This is a genomic window from Pseudomonas sp. 3MA1, from assembly GCF_029237275.1.
Lineage (GTDB): Bacteria > Pseudomonadota > Gammaproteobacteria > Pseudomonadales > Pseudomonadaceae > Aquipseudomonas > Aquipseudomonas fluorescens_AP.
On record NZ_JAACFX010000005.1, the window covers coordinates 276,757 to 291,529 of the forward strand.

Below are 14,773 nucleotides of genomic sequence, written 5' to 3' on the forward strand. Positions count from 1 at the left end.
CGGCGTACATCGCTCTTCGCGGGCTGGCCCGCTCCTACCGCGCAGGTTCTGTAGGAGCGGGCCAGCCCGCGAGGCCATTGAGCCCCAGAAACCGCGCCAACTCCTCGCCCTTGGCCAGAGCATCACTGCGGCCCAGCTCGATCAGCTCGCTGCAATACGCCGCCTCGAACAACAAATAGCTCAGGACCCCGGCACCGCTGGTGCGGGTCGCCCCCGGCCCGCGCAAGAACAAACGCAACGCCGCCGGCAACTCCTGCCGGTGCCGCGCCGCGATTTCGTCGATCGGTTGGCTGGGGGCAATCACCAACACTTCCACAGGCGCAATGCCCAGGCCGCGATCCGCCGCGCTGCCCGGCAACAGGCGACTGAAATGATTGAGTCGCTCCAGCAGTTCAATATCGCTTTCCAGGCTGTCAATGAAGGTGCTGTTGAGCATATGGCCGCCGATCTGCGCCAGGGTCGGCTGCTGCCCGGTGTAAGTGCGCTGCTGTGAAGTGTCCGGATCGTTGCCCCGCGGGTTGCCACTGACCCCCACCACCAGCACGCGACTGGCTCCCAGGTGCAAGGCCGGACTGATGGGCGCCGACTGGCGCACCGCGCCATCGCCGAAGTACTCCTGGTCGAGCTTGACTGGAGCGAACAGCAGGGGAATGGCCGCACTGGCCAGCAGGTGATCCACCGTAAGCTGGGTCGGAATGCCGATCCGCCGGTGGCGCAACCAGGGATTGATGACCCCACCCCCTTGATAGAAGGTCACCGCCTGTCCGGATTCATAACCGAAAGCCGTTACCGCCACCGCGTGCAACTGCCCCTGGGCAATCGCCTGATGGATGCCCGAAAGGTGCATGTGCTGGTTGAGCAGTTCACGCAACGGCGAATTGTTGATCAGCGCCACCGGCACCTGAGCGCCAAGCCCCAGCAGGCTGTGACCGACAAAGCGACTGGCCTGACGAATCACCCCGGGCCAATCGCTGCGCATTACCTGATCACTGCGAAAGCTGCTCCAGAACGCCGTGAGACGCTTGATGGCCGCGGAAAAATCCGTGGCGCCGCTGGCCAGGCTGACCGCATTGATGGCCCCGGCCGAGGTGCCGACAATCACCGGAAACGGATTGCGCGCCCCCGGCCCGATCAATTCGGCAATCGCCGCCAGCACGCCCACCTGATAGGCCGCCCGGGCGCCACCACCAGAAAGAATCAAACCGGTGACCGGTTCCGCCGCACTCATCAATTCACTCCATCCATGGCGCACAAGACTCCGCTCAGTACCCGTAAGCTCAACGGCGCTTCGTGTAGAGCTTGGGCTCGCCCGGCGGCCGGCTCTTGAAGCGCCGATGGGCCCAGAGGTACTGCTCGGGGCAGGCGCGCAAGGCCGTTTCCACCCACTGATTGATCCGCAGGCAATCCTCTTCTTCCGTGGCGCCAGGGAAATCCGTCAGCGGCGCATGAATCACCAGGCGGTAGCCACTGCCGTCGGCCAGGCGTTCCTGGGTGAAAGGCACCACCAGGGCCTTGCCCAGGCGCGCGAACTTGCTGGTGGCGGTAACGGTCGCGGCCTGGATGCCGAACAACGGCACAAACAGGCTCTGCTTGACGCCATAGTCCTGATCCGGCGCGTACCAGATCGCCCGGCCGGCCCGCAGCAGCTTGAGCATGCCACGCACGTCTTCACGCTCGACGGCCAGCGAGTCCAGGTTATGCCGTTCACGACCACGGCGCTGAATGAAGTCGAACAACGGGTTTTTGTGTTCGCGGTACATGCCATCGATGGTGTGCTGCTGGCCCAGCAGCGCCGCGCCGATCTCCAGCGTGGTGAAGTGCAGGGCCATGAGAATCACCCCATGACCGTCACGCTGGGCCTGTTTCAGGTATTCCAGCCCTTCGACATGGGCCAGGCGCGCCAGGCGCGGCTTGGACCACCACCAGCTCATGGCCATTTCGAAGAAGGCGATCCCGGTGGATGCGAAGTTCTCCTTGAGCAGGCGCTTGCGCTCTGCGGCGGACTTTTCCGGGAAGCACAGTTCCAGGTTGCGCTGGGCGATCACCCGCCGGTCGCCGGCCACCCGGCACATCAACGCCCCCAGGGCGCGACCGATTTGCAGGAGCACGGGATAGGGCAACTGGACGACCAGCCATAACACGCCAAGTCCCAGCCACAGCGGCCAGAAACGTGGAGACAAGAATGCAGCTCGAAAACGCGGGCGATCCATTACAGATTCCGGGACAGACAACAAGGCCGCGCATTCTACATCGGTTCGACCTGGCTTGCGGGGCGCGGGCGATCTCGTTATAAGTCTCGGCACTTTTAGTGACAAGCCGCCTTCTGCAGACCATGAGCCAAACCGAATCGCTAGACCAAGATCCTGTGTTCCAGTTAAAGGGCAGCATGCTCGCCATCACGGTGCTGGAACTGGCCCGCAACGACCTTGAAGGCCTTGATCGCCAACTGGCCGCGAAAGTCGCCCAGGCCCCGAACTTCTTCAGCAATGCGCCACTGGTGCTGGCGCTGGACAAGCTGCCTGCCGCCGAGGGCTCGGTGGATCTGCCCGGGCTGATGCGCGTCTGCCGCCACCACGGCCTGCGCACCCTGGCCATTCGTGCCAGTCGCATCGAAGACATTGCCGCGGCGATTGCCGTCGACCTGCCGGTGCTGCCACCTTCCGGTGCCCGGGAACGGCCACTTGAACCGCCCGAGAGCGAAATCAAGAAAGTGCCGGAAAAGCCGCCGGAGCCCACGGTCAAACCGACCCGCATCATCACTTCGCCAGTACGCGGCGGGCAGCAGATTTATGCCCAGGGTGGCGATCTGGTGGTGGTGTCCTCGGTCAGCCCCGGAGCGGAACTTCTCGCCGATGGCAATATCCATGTATACGGCCCGATGCGCGGCCGGGCCCTGGCAGGCGTCAAAGGTGATACCAAGGCACGGATTTTCTGTCAGCAATTGAGCGCTGAACTGATCTCCATCGCCGGTCAGTACAAGGTTTCCGAGGACCTGCGACGCGACCCTCTGTGGGGCTCTGGAGTCCAGGTCAGCCTGTCGGGTGACGTGTTGAACATCACACGTCTTTAACGGATACTGCCGCATTTTCCAAGCATCTCTAAAACGTAGCGATTACGGCTCAAACGAAGTAGGAAATTGGCAATCAGCAGTGTTTATCGACGATAAATCCTGCCGCTGACCGAACTCCAGCCAAGGCTGTCCGACTGCAGTAGTTTTCAAGAGATGTTTTTCAGGGGCTAAAAGTCCTTTTTCCTTAGGGGTGAAACACCTTGGCCAAGATTCTCGTGGTTACATCCGGCAAGGGTGGCGTGGGTAAAACCACCACCAGCGCCGCTATCGGTACCGGCCTCGCTCTGCGTGGTCACAAAACAGTCATCGTCGACTTCGACGTCGGCCTGCGTAACCTCGACCTGATCATGGGCTGCGAGCGTCGCGTGGTGTATGACTTCGTCAACGTGGTGAACGGCGAAGCCAACCTGCAGCAAGCCCTGATCAAAGACAAGCGCCTGGAAAACCTCTACGTGCTGGCCGCCAGCCAGACCCGCGACAAGGACGCACTGACCCTCGAAGGCGTGGAAAAAGTCCTGATGGAACTCAAGGAAACCTTCGAGTTCGTGGTCTGTGACTCGCCTGCCGGTATCGAGAAAGGCGCGCACCTGGCCATGTACTTCGCCGACGAAGCGATTGTCGTGACCAACCCTGAAGTGTCTTCGGTGCGTGACTCCGACCGTATGCTCGGCCTGCTGGCCAGCAAGTCCCGTCGCGCCGAGAAGGGCGAAGATGCGATCAAGGAGCACCTGCTGCTGACCCGTTACAACCCGGAGCGCGTCAGCAATGGCGAAATGCTCGGCGTTGAAGACGTCAAAGAAATTCTCGCAGTAACCCTGCTGGGCGTGATTCCCGAATCCCAGGCGGTGCTCAAGGCTTCCAACCAGGGCGTGCCGGTCATTCTCGACGACCAGAGCGATGCGGGCCAGGCCTACAGCGACGCGGTCGATCGTCTGCTGGGCAAAACCGTGGAACATCGGTTCCTTGATGTCGAGAAGAAGGGATTCTTCGAGCGCCTGTTTGGAGGTAGATAATGAATCTTTTTGACTTCTTTCGTGCCAGCAAAAAGGTCAGCACCGCGTCGGTAGCGAAAGAGCGTCTACAGATCATCGTGGCGCATGAACGCGGCCAGCGCAGCACCCCTGATTACTTGCCCGCCTTGCAGAAGGAACTGGTGGAAGTGATCCGCAAGTACGTCAATATCGGGTCCGACGACGTGCACGTCGCTCTGGAAAACCAGGGCAGTTGCTCGATCCTGGAACTCAATATCACCCTGCCTGATCGCTGATTGATCCGCCAGGAGCCACGGCGGCTCGCAGGCCTCATGCATTGAATGGGGTCGGCGAGCCGCCGTTGGCGTTTGTTACGAGGCTGTTTTAATGCCGTTGTCGAATATCCACATCCTGCATCAGGACGCCGCCGTCCTGGTGGTGAACAAACCCACCCTGCTGCTTTCAGTCCCTGGTCGCGCCGATGACAACAAGGACTGCCTGATCACCCGCCTGCAGGAAAACGGTTACCCCGAAGCCCGGATCGTCCACCGGCTGGATTGGGAAACCTCAGGCATCATTCTCCTGGCCCGGGACCCGGACACTCATCGCGAGCTGTCGCGGCAGTTTCATGACCGTGAAACCGAAAAAGCCTACACCGCCCTGTGCTGGGGCCAGCCGGAACTGGACAGCGGCAGCATCGACCTGCCCTTGCGCTATGACCCGCCAACCAAACCGCGGCACGTGGTGGATCACGAATTCGGCAAACACGCCCTGACCTTCTGGCGCGTGCTGGAGCGTTGCGGCGACTGGTGCCGGGTCGAACTGACGCCGATCACCGGACGCTCCCACCAACTGCGGGTGCACATGCTGTCCATCGGCCATCCGCTGCTGGGCGACGGCCTCTACGCCCACCCGCAAGCCCTGGCTGCCTGGCCACGCCTGTGCCTGCACGCCAGCATGCTCAGCTTCACCCACCCCCAGACCGGTGAGCGCCTGCGCTTCGAATGCCCTGCGCCGTTTTGATACCCCTGTTTTCTTGTAGGAACCGGCTTGCTGGCGAAAGCACTCTGAAGGCGATCCCCGGATCGACAGCCGCTTCGCCGGCAAGCCGGCTCCTACAGCGTCCGGCTATACGTTAAACTCGCGCCACTGCTGTCTGGAGCTATTTATGCGCGAAGAGTTGAACCAAGGCCTGATCGACTTCCTCAAGGCCTCCCCTACCCCTTTCCATGCCACTGCCAGCCTTGTTCAACGTCTGGAAGCGGCCGGTTATCAACGCCTCGACGAGCGCGAGCCATGGACCACCGAGGCCAACGGTCGCTACTACGTCACCCGTAACGACTCCTCCATCGTCGCCTTCAAGCTGGGGCGGCACTCGCCGTTGCAAGGCGGCATCCGCCTGGTGGGCGCGCACACCGACAGTCCGTGCCTGCGGGTCAAGCCCCAGCCGGAGCTGCAGCGCCAGGGCTTCTGGCAGCTGGGCGTGGAAGTCTATGGCGGTGCGCTGCTGGCTCCCTGGTTCGATCGTGATCTGTCCCTGGCCGGCCGCGTGACCTTCCGCCGCGACGGCAAGGTGGAAAGCCAACTGATCGATTTCAAGGCGCCGATCGCGATCATTCCCAACCTGGCCATTCACCTCAACCGCGAAGCCAACCAGGGCTGGGCGATCAATGCGCAGAATGAACTGCCGCCGATCCTGGCCCAGTTCGCTGGCGACGAGCGCGTGGATTTCCGTGCGGTACTCACCGACCAGTTGGCTCGGGAACACGGCCTGAACGCCGACGTGGTGCTGGACTACGAGTTGAGTTTCTACGACACCCAGAGCGCTGCGGTAATCGGCCTGCACGGTGATTTCATTGCCGGTGCGCGCCTGGACAACCTGCTGTCCTGCTACGCCGGACTGCAGGCCCTGTTGAACGCCGACAGCGAAGAAACCTGCGTGCTGGTGTGCAACGACCACGAGGAAGTCGGCTCCTGCTCGGCCTGCGGCGCCGACGGTCCGATGCTCGAACAGACCTTGCGCCGCCTGCTGCCCGAAGGCGACGAGTTCGTGCGCACCATCCAGAAATCGCTGCTGGTGTCCGCCGACAACGCCCACGGCGTGCACCCCAACTACGCCGACAAGCACGACGCCAACCACGGCCCAAAACTCAATGCCGGCCCGGTGATCAAGGTCAACAGCAATCAGCGTTACGCCACCAACAGCGAAACCGCCGGTTTCTTCCGTCACCTGTGCATGGCCGAAGAAGTGCCGGTGCAGAGCTTCGTGGTGCGCAGCGACATGGGCTGCGGCTCGACCATCGGCCCGATCACCGCCAGCCACCTGGGGGTGCGCACCGTGGATATCGGCCTGCCGACCTTCGCCATGCATTCGATCCGCGAACTGTGCGGCAGCCATGACCTGGCCCACCTGGTGAAGGTGCTGAGCGCCTTCTACGCCAGCCGCGAACTGCCATGAGGCAAGCGGCGGGCGTGGACCTCCACGCCCGCCGGCTTCTGATGCACATCAACCCAGGTCGCGACAAAGCGACCTAGACTCATGAGTACCTTTTCTGACAAGGCCGTCGCCATGATCTCGATGTCTTCGTTCCATTCCATGCTCATCCCGATTCTCACGGGCATGATCCTGTTGGCCATCGGCTTCAACTTCCGGGACAAGAACCTCGGGGTGTTCAGCATGTGGGTCGGCATGCTGCTGATTCTCGGCACCGTGGTCTACAAGATCCTGGCCAAGCTCGCTGAATAAATGCAGCGCCTGCCCTCGCATTGAATTTGGTGGCCTCGTACACTCGGTCGATCCGTTTGCCTGCGAGGTTGACCGCCCAGTGTTTGCTCGTCTTTTCGCCCTGCCCTGCTATGTACTTGTCTGCCTGCTGACCCTGCTGCCGCTGAGCAGCGCTCAGGCGGTGGGCCTGCCCGGCCTGCTGGGCAACCAGACCAAGGCGCAGCCCCAGGCCGAGGAACCCTTGGGGCAATCCCTGGATGAGGTGATCAAGTCCCTGGAGAACGACCAGCAGCGAGCCAAGCTGCTGGCGGACCTGAAGAAGCTGCGGGACGCCACGAAAAAAGCCCAACCCACTCCCGAAGAAGGCGTGCTCGGTCTGATCGGCGGCACCTTGTCGAACCTGGAAAAACAATTCTCCGGCGCCGACAGCCCGGTGACCCGCTGGTCCGACGAGTTCGACCAGGCCAAGGAGGAGCTTTCGGCACTGATGCTGCCGGCCAGCCAATGGCTGCCGATCATCTTTGCCTTTGCCTTGATCCTCATGGTCTGGAGCCTGTTGGCGGCGGCCTTGATCTGGCTCAGCCACCGGGTGCGCCTGCGTTTTGGCCTCACCGACGAACTGCCCCAGCACCCCAAGACCTGGGACTTGCTGCGTTTCGCCCTGCGCAAGCTCGGCCCCTGGCTGATCGCCCTGCTGATCACCGTGTACCTGACCTATTCCCTGCCCTCCTCCCTGGGCAAGGACCTGGCCATGGTCCTGGCCTACGCGCTGGTGGTGGGCACCTGCTTCTCGGCGATCTGTGTGGTGGCGTTTTCCGTGCTCGATGGCCCGCACCGCCATCGCGCGCTGTACATCCTGCGCCGCCAGGCCTTCCGCCCGCTGTGGTGGATCGGCAGCTTCGCCGCTTTCGGCGAGGCCCTGAGCGACCCGCGCATGGTGGCCAGCCTCGGCCAGCACCTGGCCCATACTGCGGCAACCTTCGCCAATGTGATGGCGGCGCTGTCCACCGGGGTGTTCATCCTGCGCTTCCGCCGGCCAATCGCCCACCTGATCCGCAACCAGCCACTGTCCCGGCGCCTGACGCGTCGGGCCCTGAGCGACACCATCGAAATCATCGGCACCTTCTGGTATCTGCCGGCCCTGGTGCTGGTGGGCATTTCACTGTTCGCCACCTTCGTCTCCGCCGGCGACACCAGCACCGCCCTGCGTCAGTCGCTGCTGTGCACGGTGCTGCTGGTGCTGTGCATGGTGATCAACGGCCTGGTGCGGCGCCATGCGCTCAAGCCGCAACGCGGACACAAACGCCATGCGCTGTATTCCGAACGACTGAAAAGCTTCTTCTATACCCTGGCCCACCTGGCGGTATGGCTGGCGTTCATCGAACTGGGCCTGCGGGTCTGGGGCATGTCGCTGATCCGCTTCACCGAAGGCGACGGCCATGAAGTCAGCGTCAAGCTGTTCAGCCTCGCCGGCACCCTGATCTTCGCCTGGCTGATCTGGATCTTGAGCGACACCGCGGTGCATCACGCCCTGACTCGCTCGCGCAAGGGCCTGGCCAATGCCCGCGCGCAAACCATGATGCCGCTGATCCGCAACGTGCTGTTCGTGGCGATCTTCATCATTGCCACCATCGTCGCCCTGGCCAACATGGGCATGAACGTCACGCCGCTGCTGGCCGGTGCCGGCGTCATCGGCCTGGCCATCGGTTTCGGCGCCCAGTCGCTGGTGGCGGACCTGATCACCGGCCTGTTCATCATCATCGAGGACTCCCTGGCCATCGACGACTACGTGGATGTCGGCGGCCACCTCGGCACCGTCGAGGGCCTGACCATCCGCACCGTGCGCCTGCGGGACATCGACGGCATCGTGCACACCATCCCGTTCAGCGAAATCAAGAGCATCAAGAACTACTCCCGGGAGTTCGGCTACGCGATCTTCCGCGTGGCGATCCCCTACAACATGGAAATCGACGATGCGATCAAGCTGATGCGCGATGTCGGCCAGAAGATGCGTACCGATCCCTTGCAGCGACGCAACATCTGGTCTCCGCTGGAGATTCAGGGCGTGGAAAGCTTCGAGTCCGGCAGCGCCATCCTACGGGCCCGTTTCAAGACCGCGCCGATCAAGCAATGGGAAGTGTCCCGAGCGTTCAACCTGTCCCTCAAGCGTCACCTGGACGAAGCCGGACTGGACCTGGCCACCCCGCGCATGAGCATCCAGGTGATCACCCCCGGCAGCGCCCCGGAAAAACAATGACCCTGAAGGAGCCGGCTTGCCGGCGAACGGCACTGGCCTCTAAAGAACGTCGACACCGACATGAATCGCATCATGCCGCCAGAACTCCAGATCACAATCGATCAGCCGCTCATGCTGGTCGTAGTTGACCCGGGCGATGCGCAGCCCGGGGCTGCCCACCGACACCTTCAAGGCCGCCGCCGCTTCCGGCTGCAATGAGGTGGGCACGATCTCGAAGCGCACCCGCCCGTAATGCAGGTCGTAATGCCGGGCATAGAGCTCGGTGATCGACTGGTTCAAATCCAGGTCGAGAATGTGTGGAAAGTACTTGGGGTTCAGGTAGTGCTCGACATACAGCACCAGCCGCTCATCGATGCGCCGCGCCCGGCAGATCTGGATCACGCTGGACAGCGCCGGTAATTGCAGCCAGGCGCAGACCGCCGCCGACGCCGGTTGCAGGCGCGCCGAGATCACCTCAGTGGAAGGCACTCGCCCCTGGGCACTGACCATGGCGTGGAAGTGACTGCGCTGCATCAGGTTGTAGGCCAGCCGCGGCGGCGAAACGAACCAGCCCCGGCGCTCCTCGCGGTAGATCTGCCCCTGGGCCTCCAATTGCAGCAAGGCCTCGCGCACGGTGATGCGGGTGGTGGCGAACAACTCGCTGAGCTTGCGCTCGGCCGGCAGCTTGCTGCCGGGTGCCAACAGACCGTGGGCGATCTGCTCCTGCAGGACCTGGCCGATGGCTGTCACCGCTTTGGTTGTATCAATACGCATCAACGTTACCTATCTGGACTAGACCAGCACTGTTTCAGGGCAGCGCAGTGGTCGGGACAGCGCTCTGCAGCCGTGTCCAAAGCCTAGGCAATGCATATGACTGAGAGATGACAAAGCCGCCGAGCGGGCCCTCGGCGAACCTGCAAATTGCCCGCCAGAACCTTGCAGAACGGGTGTTTGGCCATGGTCTACGCTTATTTCGCAGCGCCGGACCTGCGCCCGAATCCATGCGCCGACCGTTGGCACCGACATCAAAGTGTCATCCAACACGCCTAAATTGGCTCAGGTATTGCTGACCTAGACCAACCCACCGCAAGACCGTCGATAACAACGCAGCGTTGAACACGCCCAAAGGAGCTTCGGATGAAACAGCTTTTCCTGGCATCACTGTTAGGCTCGACCATTGCCCTGTGCACCGCCGCCATGGCTGCTGACAACGATTTGAAAACCCTGGAAGCCGCTGCGAAAGCAGAAGGCGCGGTCAACAGCGTCGGCATGCCCGATGACTGGGCCAACTGGAAAGGCACCTGGGAGGACCTGGCGAAAACCTACGGCCTCAAGCACATCGACACCGACATGAGCTCGGCCCAGGAGATCGCCAAGTTCGCTGCCGAGAAAGACAACGCCAGCGCCGACATCGGCGACGTGGGCGCAGCCTTCGGCCCGATCGCGGTCAAGCAGGGCGTGGCCCAGCCTTACAAGCCGAGCACCTGGGCCCAGGTCCCGGATTGGGCCAAGGACAAGGACGGCAACTGGGCGCTGGCCTACACCGGCACCATCGCCTTCATCATCAACAAGAAGCTGCTGCACGGTTCCGAAGCTCCCAAGAGCTGGGCCGATCTGGAAAAGGGCAAGTACAAGGTGTCCATCGGTGACGTGAGCACCGCAGCCCAGGCCGCCAACGGCGTACTGGCTGCCGCCATCGCCAAGGGCGGCAACGAGAAGAACATCCAGCCGGCGCTGCTGATGTTCGCCGAGATCGCCAAGCAGGGTCGCCTGTCCCTGGCCAACCCGACCATCGCCACCATGGAAAAGGGTGAAGTGGAAGTCGGCGTGGTCTGGGACTTCAACGGCCTGAGCTACCGCAACAAGATGGTCAACAAGGACGACTACGAAGTGCTGATCCCCTCCGATGGCTCGGTGATTTCCGGCTACACCACCATCATCAACAAGTACGCCAAGCACCCCAACGCCGCCAAGCTGACCCGCGAATACATCTTCAGCGATGCCGGCCAGACCAACCTGGCCCGCGGCAACGCGCGGCCGATCCGCGCCGAGCACCTGACCCTGCCGGCGGACGTGCAGGCCAACCTGCTGCCCAACGAGCAGTACAAGCACGTGACTCCGATCAAGGACGCCGACGCCTGGGAGAAAACCTCCAAGGCCCTGCCGCAGAAGTGGCAGGAAGAAGTGATCATCAACATGCCGTAACGCTGCATCAGTCGTAGGAGCCGGCTTGCCGGCGCAGGCCTGCACCAAGGTGCAGACGCCTTCGCCGGCAAACGCAGTGCCGCCCGGCCGCTCCTGCAGGTTCCATGCGCTGCCTGATCCCGGAGTTTCCCCGTTCATGAAGCACAACGTCATCCTTGTGGTGCTCGACGGCCTCAACCACGAAGTCGCCCGCCACGCCATGGGGCACTTGCAGGCCTACGTCGGCGCAGGCCGCGCCGCCCTGTACAAGTTGCAATGCGAGTTGCCGGCCCTGTCCCGGCCCCTGTACGAATGCATCCTCACCGGTGTGGCACCGATCGACAGCGGCATCGTGCACAACCAGGTGTCGCGCCTGTCCACCCAGCGCAGCCTGTTCCACTACGCCCGCGATGCTGGCCTGACCACCGCTGCCGCGGCCTATCACTGGGTCAGCGAGCTGTACAACCGCTCGCCGTTCAACGCTCCGCGGGACCGCCATACCGCCAACCCGGACCTGCCGATCCAGTACGGCCACTTCTACTGGAACGATCACTACCCCGACTCTCACCTGTTCGCCGATGCGGAGCACCTGCGGCTGAGCTACCAGCCGAACCTGCTCCTGGTGCACCCGATGAACATCGACGATGCCGGGCACAAGCACGGCCTGGACAGTTCGCAGTACCGCAACAGCGCGCGCTCGGCGGACATCATCCTCGCCGACTACCTGCAAGGCTGGCTCGACGCCGGCTACCAGGTGCTGGTGACGGCCGACCACGGCATGAACAACGACCGCTCGCACAACGGCCTGCTGGCCGAGGAGCGGGAAGTCCCGCTGTTCGTGCTCGGCGATGCCTTCAGTCTCGATCCGGGTGCCATGCCGAAACAGACCGAGCTGTGCGGCACGGTCTGCCAACTGCTGGGCGTGGCCCATGACAAACCTTTCTGCCGGGAGCTGCTGCAGTGAATTCAGTCACCCGCGGCAAATGGCTGGCGGCCCTGTGCCTGGTGCCCTTTGCTCTGTTTTTCATCGTGTTCCAGATCGCCCCGCTGGTGTGGGTGCTGATCAACAGCCTGCAGTCGGAAGAGTTCGGCTGGGGCCTGGCCAACTTCAACAAGATCTTCAGTTCGAAGTTCTACCTGCAGGCCATCCAGTACAGCCTGGAGATCAGTTTCTGGTCCAGCGTGTTCGGCATCATCATTGCGGTGCTGGGCAGTTACTCCTTGCGCCGGGTGGACTCCAAGCTGCGCAACTTCGTCAACGCCTTCGCCAACATGACCAGCAACTTCGCCGGCGTGCCCCTGGCCTTTGCCTTCATCATTCTTCTGGGCTTCAACGGCACCATCACCATCATGCTCAAGCAGTCGGGGATCATTCAGGACTTCAACCTGTACTCCAAGACCGGGCTGATCATTCTCTACACCTACTTCCAGATTCCCCTGGGGGTGCTGCTGCTGTACCCGGCCTTTGATGCCCTGCGCGAAGACTGGCGTGAATCCGCCGCGCTGCTGGGGGCCAATGGCTGGCAGTTCTGGCGACATATCGGCCTGCCGGTGCTGACCCCGGCATTGCTCGGCACCTTCGTCATCCTGCTGGCCAATGCCCTGGGCGCCTATGCCACGGTCTATGCCCTGACCACCGGCAACTTCAACGTGCTGCCGATCCGTATCGCCGCCATGGTTTCCGGGGACATCTCCCTGGATCCGAACATGGCCAGCGCCCTGGCCGTGGTGCTGGTGGCCCTGATGACCCTGGTGACCATCGTCCATCAGCTGCTGTTGAAGAGGAGCTACCATGTCTCGCGCTGAACCCGGCTCCGCCGCGCTCTACCACCGGGTGGTGGTCTACCTGTTGTTCGCCATCCTGCTGCTGCCGCTGCTGGGGACCTTTGTCTATTCCATCGCCAGCAGTTGGTCGGCCACCATCCTGCCCAGCGGCTTGACCTTCAAGTGGTACCTGCAGCTGTGGAGCGACCCGCGCTTTCTCAATGCCTTCGGCCAGTCGCTGCTGGTGTGCGTCGGCGCGCTGATGCTGTCGGTGGTGCTGATCCTGCCGTTGCTGTTCGTGGTGCACTACCACTTCCCCAGGCTCGATGCGCTGATGAACATCCTGATCCTGCTGCCCTTCGCGGTGCCGCCGGTGGTGTCTTCGGTGGGCCTGCTGCAACTCTATGGCTCGGGGCCCTTGGCCATGGTCGGCACGCCCTGGATCCTCATCGGCTGCTACTTCACCGTGGCGCTGCCGTTCATGTACCGGGCCATCACCAACAATTTGCAGGCAATCAACCTGCGGGACCTGATGGACGCCGCCCAACTGCTCGGCGCCAGCACCTGGCAGGCGGCCTTCCTGGTGGTCCTGCCGAACCTGCGCAAGGGCCTGATGGTGGCGCTGTTGCTGTCGTTTTCGTTCCTGTTCGGCGAGTTCGTGTTCGCCAACATCCTGGTGGGCACCCGCTATGAAACCCTGCAGGTCTACCTGAACAACATGCGCAACAGCAGCGGCCACTTCACCAGCGCCCTGGTGATTTCCTACTTCTTCTTTGTGCTGGTTCTGACCTGGGCCGCCAACATCTTGAACAAGGACAAAAGCCAATGAGCTTCGTCAGCGTCCAACACCTGCAAAAGCACTACGCCGGCACCACGGTGTTCAGCGACATCAATTGCGAGATCCAGAAAGGTGAGTTCGTCACCCTGCTCGGCCCGTCCGGCTGCGGCAAGTCCACCCTGCTGCGCTGCATCGCCGGACTGACCCCGGTGGACGGCGGCAAGATCCTCCTCGACGGCCAGGACATCGTGCCCCTGAGCCCGCAGAAACGCGGGATCGGCATGGTGTTCCAGAGCTATGCGCTGTTTCCCAATATGACGGTGGAACAGAACGTCGCCTTCGGCCTGCGCATGCAGAAGGTCAACGCCGACGACAGCCACAAGCGCGTGCAGGAGGCCCTGCAACTGGTAGAGCTCAACGACTACGCCAGCCGCTACCCGCACCAGCTATCCGGCGGCCAGTGCCAGCGCGTGGCCCTGGCCCGCTCCCTGGTGACCCGGCCGCGCCTGCTGTTGCTGGACGAACCGCTGTCGGCCCTGGATGCGCGGATCCGCAAGCACCTGCGCGAACAGATCCGCAATATCCAGCGGGAACTGGGCCTGACGACCATCTTCGTCACCCACGACCAGGAAGAAGCGCTGACCATGTCCGACCGGATCTTCCTGATGAACCAGGGCAAGATCGTCCAGAGCGGCGACGCCGAAACTCTCTACACCGCTCCCGTGGATGCCTTCGCCGCGGGCTTTATCGGCAACTACAACCTGCTGTCCGCCGAGAGCGCCAGCAAGCTGCTGCAACGGCCGGTCAGCGGGCGCATCGCCATTCGTCCGGAAGCCATCGAGCTGCGCAAGGAAGGGCAACTGGAGGCCCTGGTACGCAGTCACAGCCTGCTGGGCAATGTGATCCGTTATCGGATCGAAGCCCGTGGCGTGGAACTGGTGGTGGATGTACTCAATCGTTCGGCCGATGACCTTCATGCAGACGGCCAGCGTCTGGCATTGAGCATCGATCCGACAGCCCTGTGTGAGGTAGCCTGATGGCATTC

Annotated in this window: 15 protein-coding genes; 12 read left to right on the top strand and 3 right to left on the bottom strand. The window is 62.6% G+C overall.

Annotated elements, in window-relative coordinates:
• Positions 1 to 34 precede the first annotated feature (34 nt).
• Together GWQ44_RS16845 and GWQ44_RS16850 are read right to left on the bottom strand one after the other, a co-directional pair.
• Positions 35 to 1,228 carry a patatin-like phospholipase family protein gene (locus tag GWQ44_RS16845; protein WP_199010653.1) on the bottom strand — a complete coding sequence of 398 codons (1,194 nt, stop codon included), beginning with the start codon at positions 1,226 to 1,228 and terminating at the stop codon, positions 35 to 37.
• Positions 1,229 to 1,277: 49 nt separating this feature from the next.
• Entirely contained in the window at positions 1,278 to 2,210 is a 933-nt protein-coding gene (locus GWQ44_RS16850; protein WP_275927836.1) for a lipid A biosynthesis lauroyl acyltransferase, read from the bottom strand.
• Positions 2,211 to 2,332: 122 nt separating this feature from the next.
• Here GWQ44_RS16850 and minC point away from each other — a divergent pair, with 122 nt between their 5' ends.
• The 7 genes from minC to GWQ44_RS16885 all read left to right on the top strand — a co-directional run bounded on the left by minC (position 2,333) and on the right by GWQ44_RS16885 (position 9,023).
• Positions 2,333 to 3,070 (top strand): septum site-determining protein MinC, encoded by a 738-nt coding sequence (gene minC / locus GWQ44_RS16855; RefSeq protein ID WP_016963875.1) that lies wholly within the window; start codon positions 2,333 to 2,335, stop codon positions 3,068 to 3,070.
• A gap of 200 nt (positions 3,071 to 3,270) precedes the next feature.
• A complete protein-coding gene (gene minD, locus GWQ44_RS16860) occupies positions 3,271 to 4,083 on the top strand; it encodes a septum site-determining protein MinD (RefSeq protein WP_011062650.1) in 813 nt (270 codons plus the stop codon).
• Positions 4,083 to 4,337 (top strand): cell division topological specificity factor MinE, encoded by a 255-nt coding sequence (gene minE, locus GWQ44_RS16865; protein ID WP_007898843.1) that lies wholly within the window; start codon positions 4,083 to 4,085, stop codon positions 4,335 to 4,337. The genes minD and minE overlap by 1 nt, the downstream gene beginning before the upstream one ends.
• Before the next feature lie 91 nt (positions 4,338 to 4,428).
• Positions 4,429 to 5,064, top strand: coding sequence for an RluA family pseudouridine synthase (locus GWQ44_RS16870; RefSeq protein ID WP_016963876.1), 636 nt, complete (start codon positions 4,429 to 4,431; stop codon positions 5,062 to 5,064).
• Between the two features lie 145 nt (positions 5,065 to 5,209).
• Positions 5,210 to 6,499: a M18 family aminopeptidase gene (locus GWQ44_RS16875; protein WP_016963877.1), complete on the top strand. Its 1,290-nt coding sequence runs from the start codon at positions 5,210 to 5,212 to the stop codon at positions 6,497 to 6,499.
• Between the two features lie 81 nt (positions 6,500 to 6,580).
• Positions 6,581 to 6,787 (top strand): hypothetical protein, encoded by a 207-nt coding sequence (locus tag GWQ44_RS16880; RefSeq protein ID WP_016963878.1) that lies wholly within the window; start codon positions 6,581 to 6,583, stop codon positions 6,785 to 6,787.
• Positions 6,788 to 6,866: 79 nt separating this feature from the next.
• Positions 6,867 to 9,023, top strand: coding sequence for a mechanosensitive ion channel domain-containing protein (locus GWQ44_RS16885; RefSeq protein ID WP_047305594.1), 2,157 nt, complete (start codon positions 6,867 to 6,869; stop codon positions 9,021 to 9,023).
• 39 nt (positions 9,024 to 9,062) lie between these two features.
• Here GWQ44_RS16885 and GWQ44_RS16890 read toward each other — a convergent pair whose 3' ends face one another.
• Positions 9,063 to 9,776 carry a UTRA domain-containing protein gene (locus tag GWQ44_RS16890; protein WP_275927837.1) on the bottom strand — a complete coding sequence of 238 codons (714 nt, stop codon included), beginning with the start codon at positions 9,774 to 9,776 and terminating at the stop codon, positions 9,063 to 9,065.
• 363 nt (positions 9,777 to 10,139) lie between these two features.
• On the opposite strand from GWQ44_RS16890, the gene GWQ44_RS16895 reads away from it, so the two are divergent.
• The 5 genes from GWQ44_RS16895 to GWQ44_RS16915 all read left to right on the top strand — a co-directional run bounded on the left by GWQ44_RS16895 (position 10,140) and on the right by GWQ44_RS16915 (position 14,765).
• Positions 10,140 to 11,207 carry an ABC transporter substrate-binding protein gene (locus GWQ44_RS16895; protein ID WP_275927838.1) on the top strand — a complete coding sequence of 356 codons (1,068 nt, stop codon included), beginning with the start codon at positions 10,140 to 10,142 and terminating at the stop codon, positions 11,205 to 11,207.
• Between the two features lie 136 nt (positions 11,208 to 11,343).
• A complete protein-coding gene (locus GWQ44_RS16900; protein ID WP_016963881.1) occupies positions 11,344 to 12,150 on the top strand; it encodes an alkaline phosphatase family protein in 807 nt (268 codons plus the stop codon).
• Positions 12,147 to 12,992, top strand: a complete 846-nt coding sequence (locus GWQ44_RS16905; RefSeq protein WP_275927839.1) for an ABC transporter permease subunit — start codon at positions 12,147 to 12,149, stop codon at positions 12,990 to 12,992. The genes GWQ44_RS16900 and GWQ44_RS16905 overlap by 4 nt, the downstream gene beginning before the upstream one ends.
• The gene (locus GWQ44_RS16910) at positions 12,979 to 13,779 is read left to right on the top strand and encodes an ABC transporter permease (RefSeq protein ID WP_275927840.1); all 801 of its coding nucleotides are present in this window, start codon (positions 12,979 to 12,981) and stop codon (positions 13,777 to 13,779) included. Before GWQ44_RS16905 ends, GWQ44_RS16910 begins: the two co-directional genes overlap by 14 nt.
• Positions 13,776 to 14,765 (top strand): ABC transporter ATP-binding protein, encoded by a 990-nt coding sequence (locus tag GWQ44_RS16915; RefSeq protein WP_016963884.1) that lies wholly within the window; start codon positions 13,776 to 13,778, stop codon positions 14,763 to 14,765. Before GWQ44_RS16910 ends, GWQ44_RS16915 begins: the two co-directional genes overlap by 4 nt.
• The last annotated feature ends 8 nt before the right edge of the window (positions 14,766 to 14,773 follow it).